The organism is Nitrobacter vulgaris, from assembly GCF_031453995.1.
Lineage (GTDB): Bacteria > Pseudomonadota > Alphaproteobacteria > Rhizobiales > Xanthobacteraceae > Nitrobacter > Nitrobacter vulgaris.
Window position 1 is genome coordinate 1 of the sequence record NZ_JAVDPZ010000046.1, and the last position, 23024, is coordinate 23024.

19 protein-coding genes and 1 tRNA gene are annotated in these 23024 nt (G+C 56.5%); 8 read left to right on the forward strand and 12 right to left on the reverse strand.

What is annotated here, in order from left to right:
• Positions 1-151: 151 nt before the first annotated feature.
• Together GGQ85_RS18550 and GGQ85_RS18555 are read left to right on the forward strand one after the other, a co-directional pair.
• Positions 152-631 carry a restriction endonuclease gene (locus GGQ85_RS18550; RefSeq protein ID WP_309775769.1) on the forward strand — a complete coding sequence of 160 codons (480 nt, stop codon included), beginning with the start codon at positions 152-154 and terminating at the stop codon, positions 629-631.
• Between the two features lie 83 nt (positions 632-714).
• Positions 715-993, forward strand: a complete 279-nt coding sequence (locus GGQ85_RS18555) for a HipA domain-containing protein (protein ID WP_244553537.1) — start codon at positions 715-717, stop codon at positions 991-993.
• A 590-nt stretch (positions 994-1583) separates the two neighbouring features.
• On the opposite strand, the gene GGQ85_RS18560 is transcribed toward GGQ85_RS18555, so the two are convergent.
• Positions 1584-1832, reverse strand: a complete 249-nt coding sequence (locus tag GGQ85_RS18560) for a hypothetical protein (protein WP_309775770.1) — start codon at positions 1830-1832, stop codon at positions 1584-1586.
• A gap of 36 nt (positions 1833-1868) precedes the next feature.
• The gene (locus tag GGQ85_RS18565) at positions 1869-2879 is read right to left on the reverse strand and encodes an NADP-dependent oxidoreductase (protein WP_309775771.1); all 1011 of its coding nucleotides are present in this window, start codon (positions 2877-2879) and stop codon (positions 1869-1871) included.
• A 122-nt stretch (positions 2880-3001) separates the two neighbouring features.
• Here GGQ85_RS18565 and GGQ85_RS18570 point away from each other — a divergent pair, with 122 nt between their 5' ends.
• A complete protein-coding gene (locus GGQ85_RS18570; RefSeq protein WP_079447817.1) occupies positions 3002-3292 on the forward strand; it encodes a DUF3175 domain-containing protein in 291 nt (96 codons plus the stop codon).
• 39 nt (positions 3293-3331) lie between these two features.
• Here GGQ85_RS18570 and GGQ85_RS18575 read toward each other — a convergent pair whose 3' ends face one another.
• From GGQ85_RS18575 to GGQ85_RS18620, 10 genes are all read right to left on the reverse strand, one after another.
• Positions 3332-4279 (reverse strand): complex I NDUFA9 subunit family protein, encoded by a 948-nt coding sequence (locus GGQ85_RS18575; protein ID WP_309775772.1) that lies wholly within the window; start codon positions 4277-4279, stop codon positions 3332-3334.
• 266 nt (positions 4280-4545) lie between these two features.
• Positions 4546-4622, reverse strand: a tRNA-Met gene (locus tag GGQ85_RS18580).
• Positions 4623-5048: 426 nt separating this feature from the next.
• Positions 5049-6122: a tellurite resistance/C4-dicarboxylate transporter family protein gene (locus GGQ85_RS18585; protein WP_173816031.1), complete on the reverse strand. Its 1074-nt coding sequence runs from the start codon at positions 6120-6122 to the stop codon at positions 5049-5051.
• A gap of 110 nt (positions 6123-6232) precedes the next feature.
• Positions 6233-7489, reverse strand: a complete 1257-nt coding sequence (locus GGQ85_RS18590; RefSeq protein ID WP_079447821.1) for an MFS transporter — start codon at positions 7487-7489, stop codon at positions 6233-6235.
• 238 nt (positions 7490-7727) lie between these two features.
• Positions 7728-8405 (reverse strand): respiratory nitrate reductase subunit gamma, encoded by a 678-nt coding sequence (gene narI, locus GGQ85_RS18595; RefSeq protein WP_079447822.1) that lies wholly within the window; start codon positions 8403-8405, stop codon positions 7728-7730.
• 34 nt (positions 8406-8439) lie between these two features.
• Positions 8440-9468, reverse strand: coding sequence for a nitrate reductase molybdenum cofactor assembly chaperone (gene narJ / locus GGQ85_RS18600; RefSeq protein WP_309775773.1), 1029 nt, complete (start codon positions 9466-9468; stop codon positions 8440-8442).
• Between the two features lie 146 nt (positions 9469-9614).
• On the reverse strand, positions 9615-11156 hold the full coding sequence (narH, locus tag GGQ85_RS18605; protein ID WP_309775774.1) for a nitrate reductase subunit beta: 1542 nt from the start codon (positions 11154-11156) through the stop codon (positions 9615-9617).
• Positions 11157-11220: 64 nt separating this feature from the next.
• Positions 11221-11925: an FKBP-type peptidyl-prolyl cis-trans isomerase gene (locus GGQ85_RS18610; RefSeq protein ID WP_079447847.1), complete on the reverse strand. Its 705-nt coding sequence runs from the start codon at positions 11923-11925 to the stop codon at positions 11221-11223.
• The gene (locus GGQ85_RS18615) at positions 11919-15563 is read right to left on the reverse strand and encodes a nitrate reductase subunit alpha (protein ID WP_079447848.1); all 3645 of its coding nucleotides are present in this window, start codon (positions 15561-15563) and stop codon (positions 11919-11921) included. Before GGQ85_RS18615 ends, GGQ85_RS18610 begins: the two co-directional genes overlap by 7 nt.
• Positions 15563-16543, reverse strand: coding sequence for a c-type cytochrome (locus tag GGQ85_RS18620; protein WP_079447849.1), 981 nt, complete (start codon positions 16541-16543; stop codon positions 15563-15565). The genes GGQ85_RS18615 and GGQ85_RS18620 overlap by 1 nt, the downstream gene beginning before the upstream one ends.
• Before the next feature lie 658 nt (positions 16544-17201).
• Here GGQ85_RS18620 and GGQ85_RS18625 point away from each other — a divergent pair.
• The 5 genes from GGQ85_RS18625 to cyoD all read left to right on the forward strand — a co-directional run bounded on the left by GGQ85_RS18625 (position 17202) and on the right by cyoD (position 22867).
• The gene (locus GGQ85_RS18625; protein ID WP_079447850.1) at positions 17202-17948 is read left to right on the forward strand and encodes a hypothetical protein; all 747 of its coding nucleotides are present in this window, start codon (positions 17202-17204) and stop codon (positions 17946-17948) included.
• A 364-nt stretch (positions 17949-18312) separates the two neighbouring features.
• Positions 18313-19587 carry an ArnT family glycosyltransferase gene (locus GGQ85_RS18630; protein ID WP_309775775.1) on the forward strand — a complete coding sequence of 425 codons (1275 nt, stop codon included), beginning with the start codon at positions 18313-18315 and terminating at the stop codon, positions 19585-19587.
• 356 nt (positions 19588-19943) lie between these two features.
• Positions 19944-21917 (forward strand): cbb3-type cytochrome c oxidase subunit I, encoded by a 1974-nt coding sequence (locus tag GGQ85_RS18635; RefSeq protein WP_309775776.1) that lies wholly within the window; start codon positions 19944-19946, stop codon positions 21915-21917.
• A complete protein-coding gene (locus GGQ85_RS18640; RefSeq protein ID WP_079447854.1) occupies positions 21914-22528 on the forward strand; it encodes a cytochrome c oxidase subunit 3 in 615 nt (204 codons plus the stop codon). The genes GGQ85_RS18635 and GGQ85_RS18640 overlap by 4 nt, the downstream gene beginning before the upstream one ends.
• A gap of 60 nt (positions 22529-22588) precedes the next feature.
• Positions 22589-22867 (forward strand): cytochrome o ubiquinol oxidase subunit IV, encoded by a 279-nt coding sequence (gene cyoD / locus GGQ85_RS18645; RefSeq protein ID WP_309775777.1) that lies wholly within the window; start codon positions 22589-22591, stop codon positions 22865-22867.
• Positions 22868-23024: the final 157 nt, after the last annotated feature.

Genomic DNA, 23024 nt, shown 5'->3' on the forward strand with positions numbered 1-23024 from the left:
GGAAAAGCGCGCTTCGCGAGCGGCCTCTGCCGCGCCCAGACTGGCCTGCTTTTACTCCGCCTCCGTGGCTTGGTTTTGCTCCGCCGTTGACACGCGCCCTGGCCACTGTCCGGCGACCGGCTGGCGTCTTCCCGGACAATATCTTCGATAGGTGTCCCTGGCTAATACCGAAGCAGGACACGCAATCATTCAGACAATCCGCGACTATTTCAAGGATGATGAATTCAGGTTTGAGAGATGTGCGGCGAAAATTGCTGAGTTCATGCTTCCTCGTATTGTCTCGCTTGATCTGACAAGACCAATACGGGATGGCGGCCGTGATGGGATTGGCAGATACCAGCTGGGTGACGGTGCTTCCGCAGTGGATGTAAGCTTCGCACTTGAAGCCAAGTGCTACAGCATGAGCAGTTCGGTCGGGGTTAAAGAGTTATCGAGACTTATCTCGCGCCTGCGCCACCGCCAGTTCGGTGTGCTGGTCACGACATCCTTCGTCCATGATCAGGCTTACAAAGAAATCAAAGAAGACCAGCATCCGATTATCGTGATTTGCGCTTCAGATATCGTCAGACTTCTGAAGAACGCAGGCATTACCACTGTGCCTGACGTGAAGGCTTGGCTCGCTGTATTCTAAACGTTCGGATACCGCTCGAGACTGCGTGGCGAGCCCGTGCAGATATCGAAGAACTCTGGCGGCGGATCGCCTTCTCGATCCTGATCACTAACGTAGACGACCACTTGGTTAATCATGGATTCCTCCATGTCGATCGGGGTCAGCGGCGTCTAGCGCCCGCCTTTGACATCAATCCCTTTCCTGAGTGGGTGCGAGAATTGAACACTTGGATTTCGGAGGATGTCGGACCGGAGGCCAGCATCGATGCACTGATGTCGGTCATCGCATACTTCCGCATCGCCAAGACGCGCGCGAAAGAAATCTTGGGACAAGTCGAGGCCGCTATTGCTCCCTGGCGCGAGCAAGGCCAGCCCTTGGCATGATAGAGGACGAACTCGATCAGTTCGCCGATGCGTTTGAGCATCGCGAGCGCGCTGCACTGAGGAAACTATCGACTTAGCTTGCGAGCTCATCGGACAAGACCGCAGATCATCCAGGCCTCGATGTGCCTATCGCAGTACAGCTTCCCATGCCGAAAGCGCCCGTATGATTGGCGTGTCGCTGTCATTGCTGTGCACGGGATGTCCGTCGCAAGCCATCGCAAGAGAACGAAAGTGAAAGAAAAGTGGAACGGCGGTGCACAAAATTTGCACACGACCCCCCACCTAACTATTTGATTTCAACAAACTCTTTTCCAAATCCATCATCGGGTTCACCCGCCATAAGAAAAACGCCGCGATCCCATGGACAACAACGAGGAAAGACGGCGAAAACCGTCCCGGCCGCGCCGTCCAGGCGCCCTACGGGAAGAAGAACAAGCGCCGGTAACGCCAGTAGCAGACCAATCGCATAAGAGAGTGCGGCCGTTCGGGACATCGATCAGGTCGATGACAGTCATTTGTCCGCACTCATATTCCGCGTCGGGCCGGCAGCGCGCACGGAAGGACTATCGCGACCCGTCACTCTGACGTCGCTACCATACGCGCTCTAACCGCCAGTAGCCGTCATTGTCTAGGACGAGACGCCAGGTCTGCGGCGCGACCTCTGTTTCCTTCGCTGTGCGATAGGTCGGGATGGAGAGATGAATGGCGCCCTCAACGGGGTGCCACTCGGCGATCACGGTGACACCGTCGCCAAACTCGACGAGACATCCAGGCCCTACCTTGCGATCGTCATCAACGGAGATGCGATCACGACGGAACGCATGACTATGTGGAAACACAAACGCATTATCGGCACCGCGGACCGCTATTCGACGTTATTCCTCTCGCATCCGCACCACGACCTTGCCCTTGGCATGGCCGGCTTCCAGATACGCAATCGCCTCACCGATCTCGGCAAATAAAAAGACACGGTCGATGATCGGCTCAAGTTTTTTCTGTTCGATGAGCTGAGCAAGCTCCGCCAGTTCGGTGCCGCTCGGATGCATGAACAGGTAGCGATATGAAACGCCGTGCTTTCTGGCTTCTGCACGCAGGCCGCGGGATGCGAACCAGAACAGCATCGTGAGCAACGGGCCTCGGCCCAGATCCTTTCGCGCGGTCTCGGGCTCTGGCATGCCCGCAATCGATACCACCTTGCCGCCGCGCTTCACCACACGGAATGATGTCTTGAGCGTTTCGCCTCCAAGCAGATCGAACACGCCGTCCATGTCATGCACATGGTCCTCGAACCGCTGCGAGGTGTAGTCGATCACCACATCGGCTCCGAGCCGTTCGACAAGTGCTTTTCCACGCGGCGATGCCGTTGTTGTAACCTCTGCGCCGAGCCATTTCGCCAACTGGATGGCGAACGTGCCGACGCCGCCCGCCCCTGCCGGTATGAAGACCCGGCTGCCGTTCCGCAGGTTGAGTTCGTCGCGCAACGCCTGAAGTGCGGTGAGCCCCGCGAGCGGGACCGCCGCGGCGGTGACGAAATCGACCGACGAAGGCATTCGGGCGAGGAGGTCTTCGGGGAGAACCGCGTACTCCGCGAAGGCTCCCATGGAGTCCTTCGGCATGCGGGCAAAGACGCGGTCCCCCTTCGCAAACCGCGTTGCGCCGGCGCCGCATTCTTCCACGACGCCCGCCACATCGTTTCCCAAGACGGTTGGCAAGGCATATCGGTAGATGATCTTGAGTTTGCCCTCGCGCGTCTTGAAATCGACCGGGTTGAGTCCCGCCGCGTGGACGCGCACCAGCACTTCCCCTTGTGCCGGTCGCGGTCGCGGTAGCTCACGGAGTTCCGTGGCTTCTGGCCCGCCATATTTCGTCAGGACAAATGCTTTCATCTGCATGAACATCCGTGGGGACCGTTCATTCTCCTGTCTAGCACGAGGTGCGCGTGGTGGGCACCGTCGAAGCTTCCCACGGGAGATCAGAACCCCATAGACCAAACCTTCGGAGGTTTCTCATGCCCAACAGGACGAAGAAATGGTCGGCGGACGTCACTGAGCACAGTGATGCGCTCGAACTGGAGCCGCACGTGTTCGAGAAGGACAACCCAAAAGAGATTGCGGCATCATTGAAGCGATCGGCCGACAAGAGCGAAAACCGCAAATCCGAGCCCTTTCGTTCGGCGATGTCCATGCTGACCTTCTACATCAATCGCGCCGGCAGGAATCTTCCGGCGAAGCGCAAGAAGGTCCTGGAAGACGCAAAGGACGAGCTACGCCGAGCATATGGAAGGCTCGCCGAGGACTGACGGACTTGCCTATGCGCGCGCATATCTTCCTTTGGTCCATCATGGTCGTGACTTCTCCCGGATTGCCTGCACGACCACATCTATGTCGTGAGGCTCAATCCCGAGTTCTCGGAAGCCGCACCGTTCCGCGACGTTGTCGATCCGCATGAGTTCGACCTGGTTGCGCGTCAGCGGCGCGCCGGGGACGAGTTCGGCGACGATGGCGAGCGCGTGCCATGCCAGAAACGGCACAGGCATCAAGCGGACGCGCACGCCGAGTAGCCGGGAGATCTCCTCGACCAATTCTTTGTAGGAGTAGACACGCGGTCCGCCGAACTCGAACAGACAAGCCTGGGGGTCGCCTTTCCCCGACGCCAGTCGCGCTATGGCTTCCGCGACATCTTCAACAAATGCCGGCTGGAGACGCGTGTCGCCGCTACCGAACAGCGGGTACGCAGGAAGGATTCGTAACAGTCTCACGATCGTCGTCAGAAATGCGTCGTCGCTTCCCGTCATTACCGCGGGACGGACGATGATCGCATTCGGAAATGCAACTGCAACGGCTTCCTCACCCCGCCCTCGTGCCCGGATATAGGTGGATGCCGAGCGGGGGTTGGAACCGATTCCGGATATCTGGATGTATCGCACAGCGCCGGCATCTCGTGCGGCGGCTGCCACTCTCGAGGCGGCCTCGACATGGACCCGTTCGAACGTGACGTCGCCATGCTCGGTATAGAGGCTAACGGCGTTGATGACCGTGCTCGCGCCTGAAACGGCCGCAGCAACTTGCTCCTGGTCGAGGATATCCGCTTTTACGGCAGAAAATGATCCACCATGAACCTGCTCGTGCCTTGCACGAGTGGAATGGCGCGATGCCGCACGGACAGCGGTGCCGTGGTCAAGGAGACGCTTGACGATCCTGCGTCCGAGAAAGCCCGAACCGCCGAACACGGTCGTCAACTCAAGCCTGGAATGCGCCTCGCCTGATGGTCTTGCTGTGTCCTCCATCCCTTTTCAACGGCCTCGGCCGGGAAGCGTTCGACCGAACGCGCTTTTTCAGGACAGAAGGCGGCCCGGCAAGGTGCTGGGCGATGGCGGGGGTGCCCAATAGCGCGGCCTTCGGGAGTGAGTCAGATTGTCGCAGTTAAACCCGCGATTCTACGCTCCGACTCTCTTCCAGGTGCTTCCACGACGCTTCCACGAGCCATCTTTGGGCGATGAAAATCGGAAAGTAAAAGCCCCCGAAAACATCATGTTTTCAGGGGCTTATAGATTGGTTGCGGGGATAGGATTTGAACCTATGACCTTCAGGTTATGAGCCTGACGAGCTACCGGGCTGCTCCACCCCGCGTTAAACTTTTGCTCGCCTTCGAAATCATGCCGGACAGCAATCCGTCGACACCTAGGCGCCGATCAATTCTCATCCGGTAGATGACTGAGAAGGCAACTCGGGCGAACGCCCTAATGCGAAACCACGTGTACCAATGCACACTCGCTTTGGAAAGGGCTGCGCCTCACATTTCCTGACTTTTATAGGTCCGGACGACAATTCATTCCAAATTCGATTGGCTTCCTCGATGATATGAACCAACCCTGTTCACGCGCAGCGAAGCCTCTTTTGAAAAACAAGATCATCCCCTTCTCGCCTATACCCCTCGGCGCGCCATGTTACGCTATGCGCCGGCCGATCCGTAAATTTCAAATCGAAGCACTACTGGTGTCCGAATCCGAAATCAACATCGGCGAATGCAAGCCGCGCGGCCAATCCATATGACCCTCAGCGAGAGTTGAGCGCTGGAATCAGATCGCTGGCGAGTTTCCTGACGAGACCGATAAACGCTGCCGTCCAAGCCAGCAAAGCCACATAGACGCATACATCCGCGATAGGCCGTAAGAACTCCAGCCGCATGGCACTGGACATCTCGTAAGTGCAGACCGTGTACATCCCCAACGGAAAGACCGCACTCCAATACGCCGGATCGTACCTGAGAGGGAAACGCCGATAAACATGCCGCCAGACAAACAAGACGATGAGAAGCGGTATCCACCACGTTCCGGCAGCCCAGAAAAAGATGGTAAAACCCTTGAGAAAGGGAAGTAGCTCCTCAAGGAACCACGCATCCGCCGCATTCTCAATCAGCACCGAACCAGCGAGCGTTGAGATAGCCATCGCTCCCATGTTGATCCAGTACGAGGGCACGAAATCGGCAGGCGAGAACTTAAAAAACATATAGCGATAGAAAATAAGCGAGATGATCGAGATGTACATCATGCCGCCCCACAGCAACATCGAAAGCGCCAGGAAATTGACGTCGAGCCGGAGGGGTTGATGAATATGTCGTGCGAGTAGCGCGCTAAGGAGAGCGATCGCCTGGGTCGAAACGACCGCAAGCAACCAAGCCCCGGTGATTCCCTGATCAATGGTCGGCTTGGCTTCCATAATCGTCAGGTTTGCAAAAATTGTGTAGGTCAGGATAATCCAGAGGAGAATACCAAAAATCCAAAGTCCCATGGCAACGTCTAATGCGCCAGCGAGTATGAATTGGTTCGCCATCACCCCCGTGGCAGCCACCGCGGAAAGGAATCCAGGCGCAGAACGATGGTCGGTGAGATCGACAATCAGTGCTCGACGGTAGCGTATGAGTCGCCACGACGTGAGAATCCAGAGCGCTACAAATTGCGTTGTATTCAGCCAAAGAAGAGCGACAGCGATCGGATGAAATCCGGCCCGCTCCGAAGCAATGGAGACGATCCCAGTAGCCATCACCAACGCAAAATAGGCTGGTGAAAGGCGACGAGCGCCGCGCATGCGAAGCCGAAAGCGACGTTTAGGTGAGTCAAACGGCTGCACTAGACTTCACTGACCTTGAGCTTAGACACCGTTGTGACGTCACACCGCCCCTCCGGGGGCGGTGTGAATGGTTGACAGGCAAACCTCTCAGGATCGCCTATATAAAGGGTTCAATGGGCGGGAACGGCTTCGGCGATCGCAGCGCTGATCGGCTTCACATTCCTGAAGCCAACTCGCGAGAACGAGACATAAAAAGCCGCCATATTCATCAACGCCCAGACAACAAAGCCGAGCGTATACCCGCCAATCAGGTAGTTGCTAGCGGCCAGAACAGCGGTCATCGTGAAACCGCAAGCCGCGCCGGCAGCTTTGGCCAATCCACTGACTGCGCCAACTTGTTCAAAGTAAATCGGGATTAGCTTGATGACCACTGCCGCTGACGCGCCCGACAGCAACGCCAACCCGTAAATGGCGACCAACTCTAAACTCAGTGAAATCTGCAACGCCATCAGCACGGCGAGAACAGACATAGCACCGAACATCCAAGTCAAAAGGGAAAAAACCTCATAACGGTCAGCCAGCCAGCCCCCGAGCGGTCGGGTAAGGGCCACGCAAACCACCAGCAGCGGCGTGTAAAATGCCACTGCCGAGGTCGCTTCCACGTGCCAATGATCGACGAGATAGGTCGGCATCGTCGACGCGAAAAACACCAAGGTGCCGAACGCCACCCAATAAAGGCCAGGCACCAGCCAAACAACGACGCCCGAGCGGTAGACCGCCAAAATCTCCCGCGTCGACGTATTCTTAAGCTTCTTGTTCGGCGCATCAGACGTGAAAAACATGTAAACCGCCGCCATTAACAACGTAGGAATGGCGAAGATAGGGAATATGATACGCCAGCCCTCAGGATCGTTCGCATCTGCAACGCTCGTAATGACGAACGTAACAGCCATCATACCAAAGGTAATCCCGATATTACCCAAGGCAAAAAGCCCCAAGGCCATGCCTTGTCTGGACTTGGGATACCACGACGACACGTGAGCGTTACCTACCACGAAGGTCGCACCACCAAGTCCCAGCATCGACCCCAGGAACAGGAAGGAATAATAGCCCTCCGCAAAGGTTCCGAAAATCAGAACCACTGAAAGGCATACCAACAAAATCGTAAACACGGTTCGGCCACCGAACTTGTCAGTCCAGATACCTAGCGGAATACTGACAGCAGCGGCGAAAAGCGGCTCCATCGCAGCCAAAACAAGCACTTGCGTGCTTGTGAAATGGTACCACTCAATCAAAAATGGGGCGAGCGCAGAAAACATCCCCCAAATAGCGAACCCCAGCGAAAACGCTAAGGTTGAGATCCACAACACCTTCGCGTTGCCTTGCGGCTCGCTTGGCGCATCTACCTTGCCAACTGAATGTTCCACCGGTAGCTCCTACCTAAGAAATAATCTATCTAGCTGATTGCGTTGCATCTAAAAAATCAGGTCAGCACCTGGATCCTGACCTTAGGCTACCGGCTCGCCGCGCTGCTAAGCCAACGGGACCCGCTCCGCACGATCTCCTCGACCGACACGTCAACTCATAATTCTCGCCGGCGAGCGCAACTCGCCGGCGAGAATATCTTTATCTCTTTTACCAGAACGTAACTATTACGCCAAGCTACTAGTGAGCAGATCTCACAGTGTTTCTGATCTGAATCTGATACGGCCGCCACAAGTACCAGAAGGGGAACATGATCAAATGCACGAGCCGGGAGAACGGAAACAGGGAGATCACCAAGAACCCGGTAAGCATATGCGCTTTAACAGGAAGCGGCAAAGCCGACACATAGTGAGTTTGCGGATTCAGAGATACCAGCGAAATCAACCACGGCACCGCAGTATCGATGTACCAGTCAGCTCCCCAGCGGTAAGCCAGAGAAACCCAGAAACCGAGTGCGACCTGTACGAGCAGCGCGACCAGCAATATGCCGTCCATCGGGCTGGTCACGGCAAGAATTCGCTCCGTTGTAAATCGGCGCACTATCAAAACGCATAGGCCTATCAGCGCGGCGAAACCGAACGCAAAGCCAATCAGCTCGACAGTGTATAGCGCTGTCGGCGTAGATGTCAGGCTTGACCACATACCAGGAACAAGAAACCCGATCATATGGGCTAGCAGGACAACTACAATACCGTAATGCCAAGGTACGGAGCCCCAAAACAAACGGCGGTTCTCCAGAAGTTGGGACGACAACGTTGAATAGGAAAACCGATTTGTGCGGTAACGATGAACACCACCGATAACCGCCACCACGATCGCCAAGTATGGCAGAACCGCGAACAGGAATACGTCATACATAGAATTTGCCTCCGTCACACATGGGATATTCCTCTCACGCTCGCCAATCCAGCAGGTCGTCTGCTGCGACCTCCGCAAGTGGCTTATACACCTTGAAATGCTGCCGGCCGGCTTGGGTCCAGAATACGACATGCGTTTCTACTGGAGGACAGCCGGGATCAGAACAAGGAAGCTCCGACACCATGATCGTCTCGTCCTCGTCAAGATTGAATCGTTCTCGGGTCCAGCTAAGGACACGCTCCTGCTCAGCTGAGCGGTCAGCGCGCTTTTTCGTCATACCCTCACTTAGCAAAAGCCGTAATGAGTCGAGCACTTGATGATATGGGTGTGCGCGCTTCTCCGCCTCTTCCACATCATAATCTTCGCTCATAGCCAACAAAAAGCCGCCCTCCAGTACATCACCCTGGCCTTGGCCCTTGAGCTGTTTACGATCGTCTTCCTGACTCTGCCCCTCAATCAACTTTCGCGCTTCGCGCTGCTGCGCCTTTAGCTGCTTTCGTAAATCACGATCGTCCAGCTTCGCACGCTCAATTCCGGTATCGCCATCAATATCAGCCGGTCCGTGTTGATGACTCTCCGTTTCCGGCTTCGTTGTCATACGCTCAAGCGCCGGCAACAACCCTTTGTTCAAAAGAGCATCGATGTCTTCGCCCTCGTTCTCTGCAGCGAAGCGTAATACGATCGACAAGCGATCCGGCATTTCCGAAGCATCGGGCTCAAACCCGCTTGCGCGATAACTTTTCTTAAGTTCGACCAAAAATACACTGCGCTTGTAGTTTTCACCGAAAAGCTGATAGCCAACATAGGGATGACATATCGAATTCAGATCAAAAAAACCGCTATAAACCTCCTGCAGCTTTCCTTCCGGCGTCTGCTCGGCAAAATCTCGGAAGCCTATCAACAAAGCCGCGGCCTGCGGCTGCACAGATTTCACCAGCGCCACGCATTCGGCAGCCTTATGCTCTAAACCTGCAACAGGATAATCGAGGATGTCAGCAAACAACCCCAAAACCTTGGCGCGGTTCGAATACAAAACCTCTGCACGATGCGAAAAACGACTCATGATCTTTATGTCGAGCCTAGGATACTGAACACTTTATATAAAAATGTAAGACAGTCTTCCTATTTCAGACCATCTTAGAACCACGCGAGACGGGTCCGAATGCATAACCCGGAACCGTCTCGCGCCTTGCCGTGCGGGAAGAGGATCTATGGTCCTCTTGCCGGATCGGTGTGGAAGCCGACGCCGACCGCACCCTTGCGGATCGGATAGTTGTGAGAGACTGGGTCGAGCTGCGGGAACAGAGCATCAACCGCCGTCTCACGCTCCATCGGCGGAACCACAAAGCGCTCCTCGAAGGTCGGCATCGAGGTGAGCCGCCAGATCGCCTCGACCTCTGCCGCGGTGGTCTTGCCTTCCGCCAGCGCCCGCTGCACCTCCTCGTCCGGAATGTCCTTGACCTTCCTCGAACGCATGTAGACGCGCACCGCCACCAGCTTCTTGTAGACACCGCGGATGATGTCCTCATTACCGCCCGCCAGCAAGCTCGCCATATAGCGAAGCGGAATACGCGAACGTTCCAGCGAACTCATCAACGGTCCCAACCGTGATTCACTAGCAATGTTGTCGTACACGCCGTTCTCCACCTTGGCCAGAACCGGCCCCAGCGGCGGCACATAGAACAGCATCGGCAACGTGCGGAACTCCGGATGCAGCGGCAGCGCGATGCCCCACTTCTTGACGAACTGGTAGACCGGCGACTTCTGCGCAGCCTCGATCTTCGAATCCGGAATCCCGTTGGCCCTTGCAGCGGCGATGATCTCCGGATCGAACGGATCCTTGATGATGTTGCGTTGGGCCATCACCAGCTGATCCTGCGGCGACTTGGCCGTCTCCTCGATCGCGTCCGCATCGTAAAGCACGAGGCCGATATACCGGATGCGTCCCACGCAGGAGTGGAAGCACGCCGGCGGCTGGCCGCTCTCCAGACGCGGATAGCACAGGATGCACTTCTCGGCCTTACCCGTCGACCAGTTGAAGTAGGTCTTCTTGTACGGGCAACCCGAGACGCACATGCGCCAGGCGCGGCAGCGCTCCTGGCTCACCAGCACAACGCCGTCCTCACCGCGCTTGTAAAGCGCGCCCTGCGGGCACGCCGCAACGCAGCCCGGATTGAGGCAGTGATTGCAGATGCGCGGCAGATAGAAAAAGACCGTGCTGTTGATCTCGTTGATCTGACGCATCTCCTCATCGGAGGCGCCGTCGAAGTTCGGATCGTTGTTCGCATAGACCTGCGAGCCGCCGAGGTCGTCGTCCCAGTTCGGACCGGCCTCGATCGTGTCCATGTACTTGCCGGTCACCATCGAAATCGCCCGCGCAGTCGGCTGCTCGTCGGCCAAGGGCGCGCTGATCAGGTTCTGGTAATCGTAGGTCCAGGGCTCGAAATAATCGTCGAGCGTCGGCAGATAGGGGTTGTAGAAGATGTTGGTGAGCGTGCCCCACTTGCCCTGCAGCCGCAGCCGAAGGCTCTTCTGCCTCTGACCGTCAACCACCCAGCCGCCGCGATACTTGGTCTGGTCTTCCCAACGTGTCGGGTAACCCGTACCCGGCTTGGTCTCCACGTTGTTCCAGTACATGTACTCGGTGCCCTTGCGATCGGTCCAAATGTTCTTGCACGCGATGCTGCAGGTGTGGCAACCGATGCACTTGTCCAAGTGAAAGACCATCGAAACTTGAGCTCGGATGTCCATGTCTGTACTCCTTCGTTCCTATGGCTCGTTCTTATGACTTCATTTTTCGATTGTCGTTGCGCACTTATCTGTTGCCGTTCTCATCGACAGTGTCGGGCGCAGGTGGTTTTGACGATTCACCGCCTCGCTTGCGACGTGAATCCACCGTCGCTTGCGCAGCAGCCAACGCAAGTCCATCACCCATGCTCGCTATTGTCGGATCGATATGCTGGTGTCCCGCTGGAGTTGGAGTGTCGCGTACTGCCACGATGCTACCCTCAAACTCGAGCGTCATGCCGGCAAGCGGGTGATTCGTATCAACTACTACATACCCGTTATCCTCATCGACCTCGGTAACGATCACATTCTCAACTCGACGCTCATCGTCGCTGTGCGCAAGAAAACACATTCCCGGCTCAATTTGATCTACACCGCCAAACGTTTCAGCCGGCACTCGCTGCTGCAACGCCTTGTCGCGCTCTCCGTAAGCCTCTTCAGGCGGCAACGTCACTTCAAACCGCTCGCCCGCAGCCCTACCCTCGAGCGCGCGCTCAAGGGCAGGTAGCAGACGTCCACTCCCATGCTGATACTCTAACGGCTCATCGCCCCACACAGCTGACCGAATGTGACGAATCTGGCCGTTAGTCCGCAGAGTGTAGTTAATGGTCACGTATTTCCCGACGCTAACCCGCTCAGGCGCACCGAAATGCGCCGGAGCCGATTCATGATCGTGATCGTGATCATGGTCGTGATCATGATCGTGACCATGCGTCGCGATATCGCCTACCATTCCAACTTCTCCATCTTACGCACGACGACATGGGTGTCGCGTGTGAAGATACCAGTCGGACCCCAATAGTTAAAGCCGTATGTAAACTGAGCATATCCACCGGCCAAGAACAATGGGTTGATACGAGTACGCGTCAGACTGTTGTGTCCACCGCCCCGCCACTTGCGTTCCTGCGACTTAGGAATGTACACCGTACGCTCAACTGCGTGGTAATACATGCAAGTACCCGGTTGAATTCGGCGGCTCACGTTGGCGCGCGTTACGACCACACCGTTGTCGTTGTAGACCTCGACCCAGTCGTTATCCTCAATACCGACCTTCTCTGCATCTCTATCATTGATCCACACCGGATCCATGCCGCGAGATAGCATCAGCATGCGGTGATTGTCTTTGTAAGTAGAGTGAATGTTCCACTTACCATGCGGCGTGATGTAGTTCAGAACCAATGAACGATCATCAACCCGACTCTTAACAATATCACCGGTCTTGCGCGGATTAAGCCGCGGTTTGTAAGTCGGGATATGCTCACCAAAGTCAAGGTACCACTGATGATCGAGATACAAAGATTGCCGACCGGTCAGCGTGCGCCAAGGCACCAAACGCTCGACGTTCATACACCAGGCGGAATACGCCCGACCGTCGTTCGTCATACCCGTCCAGCAGGGACTCGTAAGAATTCGTCTCGGCTGGCGCGTCAGATCGTAGAAGGTCGAAGAGACACCCCTAGTGGGCTCCGCAATATCGACAAGCGGTAGACCAACATGATGCTCCTCGTTATGGAAGCCCTGATAGCATACCTCGCCGTTTGCCTCAGGCGCACACATCAACAAGGTGTTGCATGCGTCAAGTACATCTTCCAGACTCGGGTACCGCTTGCCACCCCATTCCACACACCGCATATGCCTCGCATCCGGCATCGGCATGACGGGATTATCAAGCATCTGGTCGTACTGCTTCTTGATCGGAATGTTTACACCGACCGCAGAAACGCCATCCTCCCGAGCCTTCGGGCCGAACGAAATGAACTTGTTATACAAGTTCGCATAATCTCGCTCGACCACTCGTACGTGCGGGAACGACTTGCCCGGCACCGGCTTGCATTCACCCTCAGCCCAATCGAGGATCTCCGGCTGAGCCAGCTCATCAGGAGTATCGTGCATGAGCGGCTGAACAACCACGTCCTTAACCGGCTTCGAGAACGCTAGCGGAGCCAACTCACTGACCTTTTTAGAGATCAGCTTGAAGATTTCCCAGTCCGTTTTCGATTCCCATACCGGCGGAACCGCCTGTCCCAGCACATGCAAGAACGAATGCAAGTCCGTCGTATTAAGGTCGTTCTTCTCATACCAGAAGGCAGTCGGGAGCACGATGTCAGAATAAAGTGACGTCGTGTTCATACGGAAGTTAAGATCGACAACCAGATCGTACTTTCCGCGTGGCGCCACGTCACGGTACTTCACCGTATGCGTTTTACCCTTAGCACGGTCCTCGGCAATCGAGTTATCGTGAGCTCCGAGATAATGTCGCAAGAAGAACTCGTGACCTTTCGCGCTCGACTGGATCGCGTTACCGCGCCAGATGAACCACATCCGAGGCCAACTCTCGTCAGCATCCGGATCATCGATCGCGAAGTTCACCTTCTTACTGGCGACCTGATCGACGACGTGTGTGACAATATCCTCAGTGCTCTTCGCACCCGCACGCTCGGCTTCGGCTGCCAATTCGATTGGGTTACGGTTGAAGTGCGGCGTGAATGGCATCCAACCAGAACGTACCGACTTTGCCTCAAGATCGATCGCGTGACCCTTGGCCCATCGCGGATTCGGCGCAGTCAAGCCGTACTCCGTAAACTCCTGCTCGTAGCGCCACTGACAGCTATGAGCATAGTGCCAAGTCGACGACTGCACGACCCGCGGCGGCTTGGTCCAGTCGAGCGCCATCGCAATCGTATTCCAGGGCGCAACGGGAGCAAGTTTTTCCTGACCAACGTAGTGGTTGATACCACCGCCGTTGACACCGCAGCAACCGCACAGGATCAAGGCGACCGTCGCAGATCGGTAACAAAGGTTATTGTAGTACCAGTGGTTAGCGCTGGCACCCACGATAACCATGGACTTGCCGTTCGTGAGTTCTGCGTTGGTCGCAAACTCCCGCGCGAACCTTATCGCCGTCTCACGGCCGATACCGGTGTGACGCTCCTGCCAAGCTGGAGTATAAGGCGCATCCTCATCGTCGTAGCTGGTTGCAAACGAGCCTTCCAGACCGCGGCTGTGGCCGAACTGAGACATCATGATGTCAAAGCCGGTCGCAACGAGCACCTCGCCCTTATCCGTAGCGATGCGCTTCACCGGAACGCCGCGCGAAACAACGCTGCCATTCACGAAATCGTCAAACCCGACCTGCACCACACCATCGGATTGATCGATAAAGCTCAACACCGGATCAATCGGACTGTTATCCAGCGTATCTTCCGCGGACAGATTCCACTTGCCATGCGTAGAACCCCAACGGTCACCTACCTGACCCTTGAACGCACGCGGCTCACCGGTGCCGGCATCAAGCACCAGCATCTTCCAGTCGCCGTTCTCGACGTCCTGGTAGCGCGCAACACGCTTGGCTCGCAGCAACCGGCCCGTCTTGTAAGTATTCCCATTGGGCTCCAACTCGACAAGGAACGGAAGGTCAGTGTAGCGCTTCACGTAGTCGATGAAGTACGGAACCTGACGATCGATATAGTACTCCTTGAGGATAACGTGATTGGCCGCCATCCACAGAGCCGTATCCTGGCCCGCCTGAAGCGGAATCCACTCGTCGCAATACTTAGCGATCTGACTGAAGTCCGGCGAGAGAACCACAAATTTGGTACCCTCGGTCCGCGCTTCTGCAATGAAGTGCACGTCGGGGGTACGCGTCATGTTCATGTTCGCAGCCATCGAAACAATGAACTTACTGTTGTACCAATCTGCGCTTTCGCACACGTCGGTCTGGTCGCCCCAAATCTCCGGGAACGACGTCGGCAAGTCGGCATACCAGTCGTAAAAGCTCATGTTTACGCCGCCGAAGAGCTGAAGGAAGCGTGAACCCGCAGCATACGACAACATCGACATGGCCGGAATGGGCGAGAAGCCCATTACCCTATCCGGACCCCACTTACGGGCCGTATATAGGGCAGCCGCAGCAATCAGCTCGACCAGCTCCACCCACTTGGCACGGCGGAAACCACCCTTGCCGCGCGCCTTCTGAATACGAAGCCGCTTTTGCTCGTCTCCAACGAGGGAGGCCCAAGCCTGCACCGGATCAGGATGCGACGCCTTGGCTTCTTTCCAAAGGTCGTAAAGAGGACCACGGATATATGGGTACTTCACCCGGATCGGGCTGTAGACATACCAGGACGCAGAGATACCACGCTGGCATCCACGCGGCTCGTAGGGCGGCAGACTGCGCTCAAGAAGCGGATAGTCCGTCTGCTGCATTTCCCAGGTGATGATTCCGTCTTTGACGTAGATCGCCCAAGAGCAGCCACCGGTACAGTTAACGCCATGCGTACTGCGGAAGACGTTATCATGAGACCAGCGGTTGCGGTAAAACTCTTCCCACTTGCGCTCCCGGGGATTAACGAGGTCAAGTATCCAGCTCATCAGTGTCTCCTCGGTGCGTTCGTCCGGCCGCGAGGCCTATTACTATTACCGTCAGTTCCCTTAAACCTTCCGATCCAACCGTCGGAATACATACCCGTAAACCAACCGCCGTGGTAGGGACCCGTGCTTCGTCCGGTCGTAGGCGTAGCCATCATCGGCCGCCGTACACCAAACTTCAGGCGATTCCGCCATCTGAAACCAGCGATCAACAGCAGAATCACAGCACCCAAGCCGGTCAACCCTGCCAGCTGCCAGATTGCCGAAGCCGAACGTACGGCCAACCCTTCCTGAGCAAGGAAGGCAGCAACGTCTGCCCGCTCCTGTGGGGTCGGTGGCTGCTTCGTCCAAACTGCTTTCATGGTAGGTGTAGGCAGACCAGCCAGCCAGGAAGACAGTCCGCTAGCTCCACCAAGTCGCTTTGCCACAGTGGTCAAATCAGGAGCAAGCGCTCCACCGCCGAAAGCTCCGAGGCCGCCGGTGCTGTGACACGCCATACAAGGGGGGCCGCCATTAGCGAAGCGATCATTACCGGTGAACAGATCCTTGCCCTTTTCGGCATCACCCTTGAGGGCCGGCGCCGCAGCAGCTGAGGATCCTCCACCGCCACCTGTCTCCAGGAAAGCAATGATGTTGTCGACCTCAGCAGTGGACAACCCCAGATTGGGCATCTCCATGCCGTTATATTTACCGAGCAGCTCAACCGCGACCGGATCTTTCTTGGCGATCATCGCGTCAGGCTTAGAGATCCACTCATGCAGCCATTCGGCAGGACGCTTTTTCGTAACGTCTTTCAGGTCGGGACCGACAAGATCCCCCCCGCCTATGCTGTGACATGCACTGCATGTCTTATCGTCGAATAATTTCTTACCGGCCGCTGCATCGGCTGCGTTAGCCACTGTCGGCAACGCTGCCCATATGGCTGTCGTAGCTAGCGCAACAACGGGCATAAATCGCCACGACGCTAGGGGCTTTTTGCTCATGATCCCTCGTCCTCAGATCCATATGATCGGGCGGGCATTAAGTTTTGTTAGATAACAGACGTTTCCCGCTCGTGACCCGTCGTTCTCAGACCCACATGATCGGCGACGGTAGGTTTATGCTAGACTAGAATCGTTAGAAAGCGCAAGGGCGTTGATCTTCGAAATGAGCATTTTTTTCGTCCTGCGGAAGCAGTGTTGGAGAACGCGACCAACTATCTTTTGTTTCCGATTCAATGACGCAGTGCACCCTCAGATTACGCTTCCTGTTCAGCTAGCAAGCTCATCTACAATGAACAGATATAATGAACAAACCTCCTACAACGCGACCCGCCAGATTCAATATTCGGCAAGCAGGCTGGCGGTTGTCAGCGATCTCGTAAGAAGCTGTTTGCTCCACCGCTCAACCGCTTGCACGGCGGTTCATTTTGTCGCGGCCCGTCGGAACGGTGGCCGAAGCATGAACCAGCTTCCCGGAACCTGATTGTCGTGACGAGACCAAGACCGTTTAAAGGCAACCCAAGTACCAAGGTCGCCCAAGTCCGACCTCACTGCGGCGGCTGTCCAGCAATCCGTATTCAGTCCGAATTACGTTGAAGCCCGGCACGGAATCCTCGATCATGCGTCGGAATGTCCCTCCCCCACGGCCTAGGAGATTATCATGGCTAAGTCGCGCTTGCCCGCGTTCCTGCAGGACCATCCGGGTCTTGGCAGTCTTGGCAACGTGGAAGTGCCGCGACTGAAGCTGCTTCAGGCTTCATCGCCCGAACTTGCCCAAGCCGAGAACGCAAAAGAAGGTGAGTTCTGGCACAGCCTGCTGGGTCGCAGCATCGGATCGTCCATTCGCATCTGCCCGGTTTTTATCAACTGGTGCTTCATCTTGTGGCGTCCGCGGGAGGCCGGCGGCGGAATTCTTGCGCGTGCAGACGATAGCAAACATTGGATTCCCGCCGATGCCGAATTTTCGGTCAAGCTCAAGAGCGGCGACGAAGTCACGTGGAGGACTGGCCGCACGGTGATGGCATCGGGTCTGAATAAACGGGGCAGCTATAATCCGAACGATCCCAATTCACCGCCTGCCGCCACGCGCTTGTATTCGGTCGTATGTTCGTTTCCGGATCACCAAAATTGGCCGCCCGCGGTGGTGAATTTGCAGCGAACGTCCGAGAAGGCGGCGACCAAGCTGATCGATCAATTGAAAGTCCTTCGCGCGCCGTCTTTTGGAGTCATTTTGGAAATGGCCTCCGTTAAAGATGAGTCTCCATCCGGAGAGTTCTATAACTACGCGTTCGAACTTTATGGGCCGGTGGAAGACAAACCGTTCTACGAGGAAAACTCCAGGCAATACCGTTTTTTCATCGAGCACGGACTCAAGGTGAAAGACCTGGAGGGCGCGCAAGATGACTAGCTTGACGAGATCGTACCAACTTTGATGCGCCCGTGAAGGGACCGTTCCAGATCGAGCTCGCTTTACCGGTGTCTTTCGACAGGCATGAATGCGCCGATCGCGCGTATGATTTGGCGCAAACGTGGGTTCCATAGAAACACAAGTGCACGTGGATCAGGCAAGCCGGCGCTCAGCCTTCGGGCGGTTACGGGACATCGCTTTTGCACCTGGAGAACGGATGCTCTCCGGTTTCTCTGGTTTGGACAGGTCGCGATGGCCGATCCTGTGGGTTGTCTGCTTCTTCCTGGTCCAGGCTGTGCCTGCGACGATTATCCGCGCTGCCAACCTTGAGGAAGGACGCATTATCGCCATCGCGCGCGGGGCCTTGGAAGCAGGTCATGGGCTGACCCCCTTCGTCTACGGCGAACGGTTCGCGGAGCGACCGGTTTTATTGTCCTGGATAGCTGCACTCTTTGGCGAAACAACCGGCGACGTCACGCTATGGTCGCTGCGCATCCCCCACCTTTGCTTCTTCCTCGCCGGGGCGTTGCTGATCTACAGTTTGCTCAGATCTGTTGCTGGCAAGAGTGCCGCGATTTTCGGCGCACTTTGCTGGATCAGCATGCCCGTCGTCGCGCCAAAATTCATCAATGCCGAACCTGACATCGTTCTCTCGGTCTTGCTGTTCGGCGCGTTTTACGTGTGGTGGCAGGGAACTCGCGATGAGGGACTAACCACCGGCCGATGGCTCTGTATCAGTATGTTGGTCGCACTTGCCGGCCTGACGAAGGGGCCGCAGGAAGTTGCTTATTTCACTCTTGGCGTTGGCGCTTACATCCTTTTGAAACAGCGCGATCAGATTCCAGCATTTGTCGCGGCGAACATTGGCGCCGGATTAGTCATTGGGGCCTGGTATGGCCTCGTTTATAAGCCGGGTGATGTCGGTACCTGGGAAGCCCATTCGCGTCTGACGCAGACGACTACCGGCCTGACGACGATTCTCGGACATGTGGATTTCGCCAAGAGCCTGGCTGTTGAGTTCCTGCCGGGCTCCATCCTGATAGGCCCCGCAATCATGATCGCCGTCCGCAGATGGCGAGATAATACTCAGCATGACCTGCTGCTTGCCGCGGTCCTTTACTCTGTCGTTTGCACCCTCGTTCTCCTGGTCTGGCCGGGCAAAGTGGCTGCACGTTATGCGATGCCAGGAACCATGACGTTAGCAGTGATTTGTGGGCTGATGTTTGAGAACTGGCGCCACAGCCATCCCAGGGTCATCGTGTCTGCACTGGTCGTGACCTGTATGATTTTTGGCGGGCTGCTGGTTAGAGGCTGGATGGTGATGCCCATCGCTCCGCACCTGTTTCAGGAGAGCCGTCTGGCGGGCCAGGCGATCGCTGCCGCCCTTCAGGAGAGACCTCTCTACATAGCAAACGGAGATTCGACTGATCACAACATGCTGGTTTACGTGAGAGAACCAATAAGCGCAGTCGCATTAGACGATCTGGCTAAACTGACCACCTCGGCCATCGCAGTTTTACGTCCCGAGCATCAGCGCGCCGTGCTTCAGATGAGGCCCGAGTTGCAGTTTGTCGAAAAGGGTAATGTCGTCTCCGGTAAAACTCGCTACAACATCGTCGAGATCAACCCTCCAGAATGAACCATGCAGATTTCACGAGCGGTTGCGATCATGTCAGTCTCTGGTCCGACACACTGTCCGCGGCGGCAGTCACGTCTGCCCAAATTCGGACCTTCGTCGGCTACGATCCGTCGTCAGACGGACGGTGGTTCGTAGGCGCAACCTGCTTTCAACCTCCAGCGCAGATAAACAACGATATGATGATAATTCATCAGTATTTTCAAAGTCTTGTATAGATACTGCGATCATCCCGGCGACCCCCCTGCGATTTCAATTGACCTCGTGGCCCTACTCAGTACTCTCGAAAGACTTGAGTATGCACCGTCTGATTTTGTCACGGACCGCGGCAGCCTCTCCCTGTCCGAAGACCAATTGATATGCTCGGTAAGCTGACGATTGACGCCCTGCCGTTTTATAGCGGCGTCGCCATGGCAGGAGCGCTGACCGTCGTGTGCGGCGCACTGGGCGTGGTCGCAATCATCACGTGGCTCGGTCGATGGCGCTTTCTGTGGTCTGAATGGCTGACGAGCCTCGATCACAAGAAGATCGGCATCATGTACGTGATTCTGGCGCTGATCATGTTGGTGCGCGGCGTCGTTGACGCACTGATGATACGCACCCAGCAAGCATTTGCATTCGAACCGCACGGCTATCTGCCGCCGGACCATTTCGATCAGATCTTCACCTCGCATGCCACCATCATGATGTTCTTCGTGGCGATGCCGTTTGTGCTTGGCCTGTTCAGCATTGTTATTCCGCAACAGATCGGTGCGCGCCGGGTGGCGTTTCCGTTCATGAATTCGGCGGGCCTGTGGCTGACAGTATCCGGCGCGACATTGGTGATGATCTCGCTCGTCGTCGGCAGGTTCTCCACCGCCTATTGGACCGCGTACCCGCCCCAATCGGGAATGCAGTTCAGTCCGGACGTCGGCGTCGATTACTGGATCTGGGCAGTCTTGCTCAGCAGCGTCGGCTCGATACTGGCGGGAATCAGTTTTCTCGTCACGATCGTCAAGCGGCGCGCGCCAGGGATGCGATTGATGATGATGCCGCTGTTTACCTGGACAGCGCTATGCGCCAGCATATTGATCATATTTGCCTATCCATCCTTGATCGTGGCCGCTGCGCTGCTTGGCCTCGACCGTCATCTCGGCACGCAATTTTTTGCCGGAAGCGATGGCGTCTTGAACTACATCAGCCTGTTCTGGATCTGGGGGCATCCACACGTCTACATTCTGATTTTGCCGGCTTGTGGCATCTATTCGGAAGTCGTGGCAACATTCTCGGGAAGGCGATTGTTCGGCTATAAGTCGCTCGTCTACTCCATGGTCGCCATTACCGGGCTATCATTAGTCGTCTGGCTGCACCATTTTTATACTATCGGTTCCGGTGCCGACGTGAATGCCTTCTTTGGCCGCGCAGCTCCGCTTATTGCCGTGCCCACTATCGTGACAATCGTCTGCTGGTCGCTCACGATCTATCTTGGCCAGGTAAAATTCTCGGTGCCGATGCTTTTTACGCTCGGGTTTATCGTCACGTTCCTCGTAGGCGGTATCACGGGCTTTTTGTTTGCGGTGATACCGCCTAGCATTCACGACACCACGTTCCGAGTGGCCCATTTCCACAACCTGCTGATCCCCGGCGCCTTGTTCGGCTATTTCGCCGGCTATCAATACTGGTTCCCAAAGGCGTTCGGCTTTCGTCTCGAGGAAAAGTGGGGCAGACGGGCCTTCTGGTGCTGGATCGTCGGCTTCTGTCTGGCCTTCATGCCGCTGTACATTCTCGGCTTCATGGGAATGCCGCAGCGCCTCAATCGCAGCGACGTCGCCGATTGGCAGCCGTATCTTATCGTCGCCCAGGCCGGCGTCCTCTTCATCGTATGCGGCGTCACCTTCCTGGCCATCCAGATCGCCGTCAGCATCCGTGACCGCAAAGCGCTTGCTGCCTCAAGCAACGATCCATGGAACGGCCGGACACTCGAATGGGCAACCGCCTCCCCGCCTGCGACCTACAACTTCGCCGCTGTGCCGCACGTGCAGGGCATTGATCCGTGGTGGACCCTGAAGCAGGCGGGAACTTTGGACCACAGGTCCGCGCGCTTTCATGACATCATCATGCCCGGCAAGAGCAGCGCGGGAATCATGCTTGGCGCGATGTCGTTCGTGTTCGCCTTTGCAATGATCTGGCAAATCTGGTGGCTGGCCGCCGCTGGCGGGCTAGGCATTTTTGCCGCGGTACTCTCGCAGACGTTCCATGATCATGCCGGCCAACGTATCCCCGCGAGCGAAGTCGAGGCGATCGAAAGCCGGCGTGGTGTCTCGCCTGCACTCGGACGTGAGGCGCGGACGTGACAGATGCCGTCATCACCGCCGATCATGGCGATGAAACCAATGCCGAATCAGCCCAACGCGCTATCGAGGAGAAGACCTACGGCTTCTGGCTCTGGCTAATGAGTGATGCGATTATCTTCGCGCTGCTGTTCGCGATCTTTGTTGCGATGGCGCGAAATACCGCAGACGGATCGACCCACACGTTATTCCTGCTTCCCCGCATCTTCGCGGAAACCATGCTCCTGCTGGCGAGCAGTGCAACCTTCGGCTTCGCCAGCGTTGCGATATCAGCCGGGCAACGCAGGCGCGCGATCGTCTGGCTGGGGATGACCTCTATTTCCGGGCTCAGCTTCGTCGTCATGGAGATCTCGGAGCTTTATGGCATGGCCATCGCCAATGCCGGCCCGTGGCAAAGTGGCTTTCTTTCTGGTTTTTTCGCTTTGATCGGCACCCACGGAGCTCACGTCAGCTTCGGCCTGGTTTGGATTGTCTTGCTGGGATGCGAAATCGCATTGCGCGGACTCACCCCCATCGCCGCCTCGCGCCTTTACCGCCTGGGCCTGTTCTGGCATTTCCTCGTTATCGTTTGGATCAACATCTTCTCATTCATTTACCTGCCCAGGCTTCTCTAGCATGGCAGCAGCGCCGCAATCGTCTGAAAGGTCGAACGTTTACGTCGCGGGGATGTCTCGATGAAATCGTACCTCGTCGGCGTCGTTCTAGCGTCGATGCTCACCGCGATTCCATTCGGCTTCGTCGCCACCCGCACGTTACCTCCGACACAAACTTTGATCGTCATCGCCATCGCTGCGGTTGCGCAGGTCGTTGTCCACCTGCGGTACTTCCTGCATCTCGACTTGAAATCATCGTCGCAAGACAAACTGATCGCGTTCTGCTTCGCCGCTATCGTGCTCTTTGTCCTAGTCGGCGGCACGATTTGGATCATGTTGACCGGTTCCCGCACTGCGTAGTCGGTGGTGCCACCGCGATATCTTAAAGACCCGCAAAACTGACGGCGATCGGAGCGCGGCCACTGTCAACGGCGGAGCAAAACCAAGCCACGGAGGCGGAGTAAAAGCAGGCCAGTCTGGGCGCGGCAGAGGCCGCTCGCGAAGCGCGCTTTTCCCT

Bases quoted from the DNA above. Each gene is read 5' to 3' on its own strand.
- GGQ85_RS18570 (WP_079447817.1), top strand. From the start codon at position 3,002: ATGCCCAACAGGACGAAGAAATGGTCGGCGGACGTCACTGAGCACAGT.
- GGQ85_RS18610 (WP_079447847.1), bottom strand. From the start codon at position 11,925: ATGGTAGGCGATATCGCGACGCATGGTCACGATCATGATCACGACCAT.
- narI (WP_079447822.1), bottom strand. From the start codon at position 8,405: ATGTATGACGTATTCCTGTTCGCGGTTCTGCCATACTTGGCGATCGTG.
- GGQ85_RS18615 (WP_079447848.1), bottom strand. From the start codon at position 15,563: ATGAGCTGGATACTTGACCTCGTTAATCCCCGGGAGCGCAAGTGGGAA.
- GGQ85_RS18635 (WP_309775776.1), top strand. From the start codon at position 19,944: ATGCTCGGTAAGCTGACGATTGACGCCCTGCCGTTTTATAGCGGCGTC.
- GGQ85_RS18575 (WP_309775772.1), bottom strand. From the start codon at position 4,279: ATGGAGGACACAGCAAGACCATCAGGCGAGGCGCATTCCAGGCTTGAG.
- narH (WP_309775774.1), bottom strand. From the start codon at position 11,156: ATGGACATCCGAGCTCAAGTTTCGATGGTCTTTCACTTGGACAAGTGC.
- narJ (WP_309775773.1), bottom strand. From the start codon at position 9,468: ATGAGTCGTTTTTCGCATCGTGCAGAGGTTTTGTATTCGAACCGCGCC.
- GGQ85_RS18565 (WP_309775771.1), bottom strand. From the start codon at position 2,879: ATGAAAGCATTTGTCCTGACGAAATATGGCGGGCCAGAAGCCACGGAA.
- cyoD (WP_309775777.1), top strand. From the start codon at position 22,589: ATGAAATCGTACCTCGTCGGCGTCGTTCTAGCGTCGATGCTCACCGCG.
- GGQ85_RS18625 (WP_079447850.1), top strand. From the start codon at position 17,202: ATGGCTAAGTCGCGCTTGCCCGCGTTCCTGCAGGACCATCCGGGTCTT.
- GGQ85_RS18620 (WP_079447849.1), bottom strand. From the start codon at position 16,543: ATGAGCAAAAAGCCCCTAGCGTCGTGGCGATTTATGCCCGTTGTTGCG.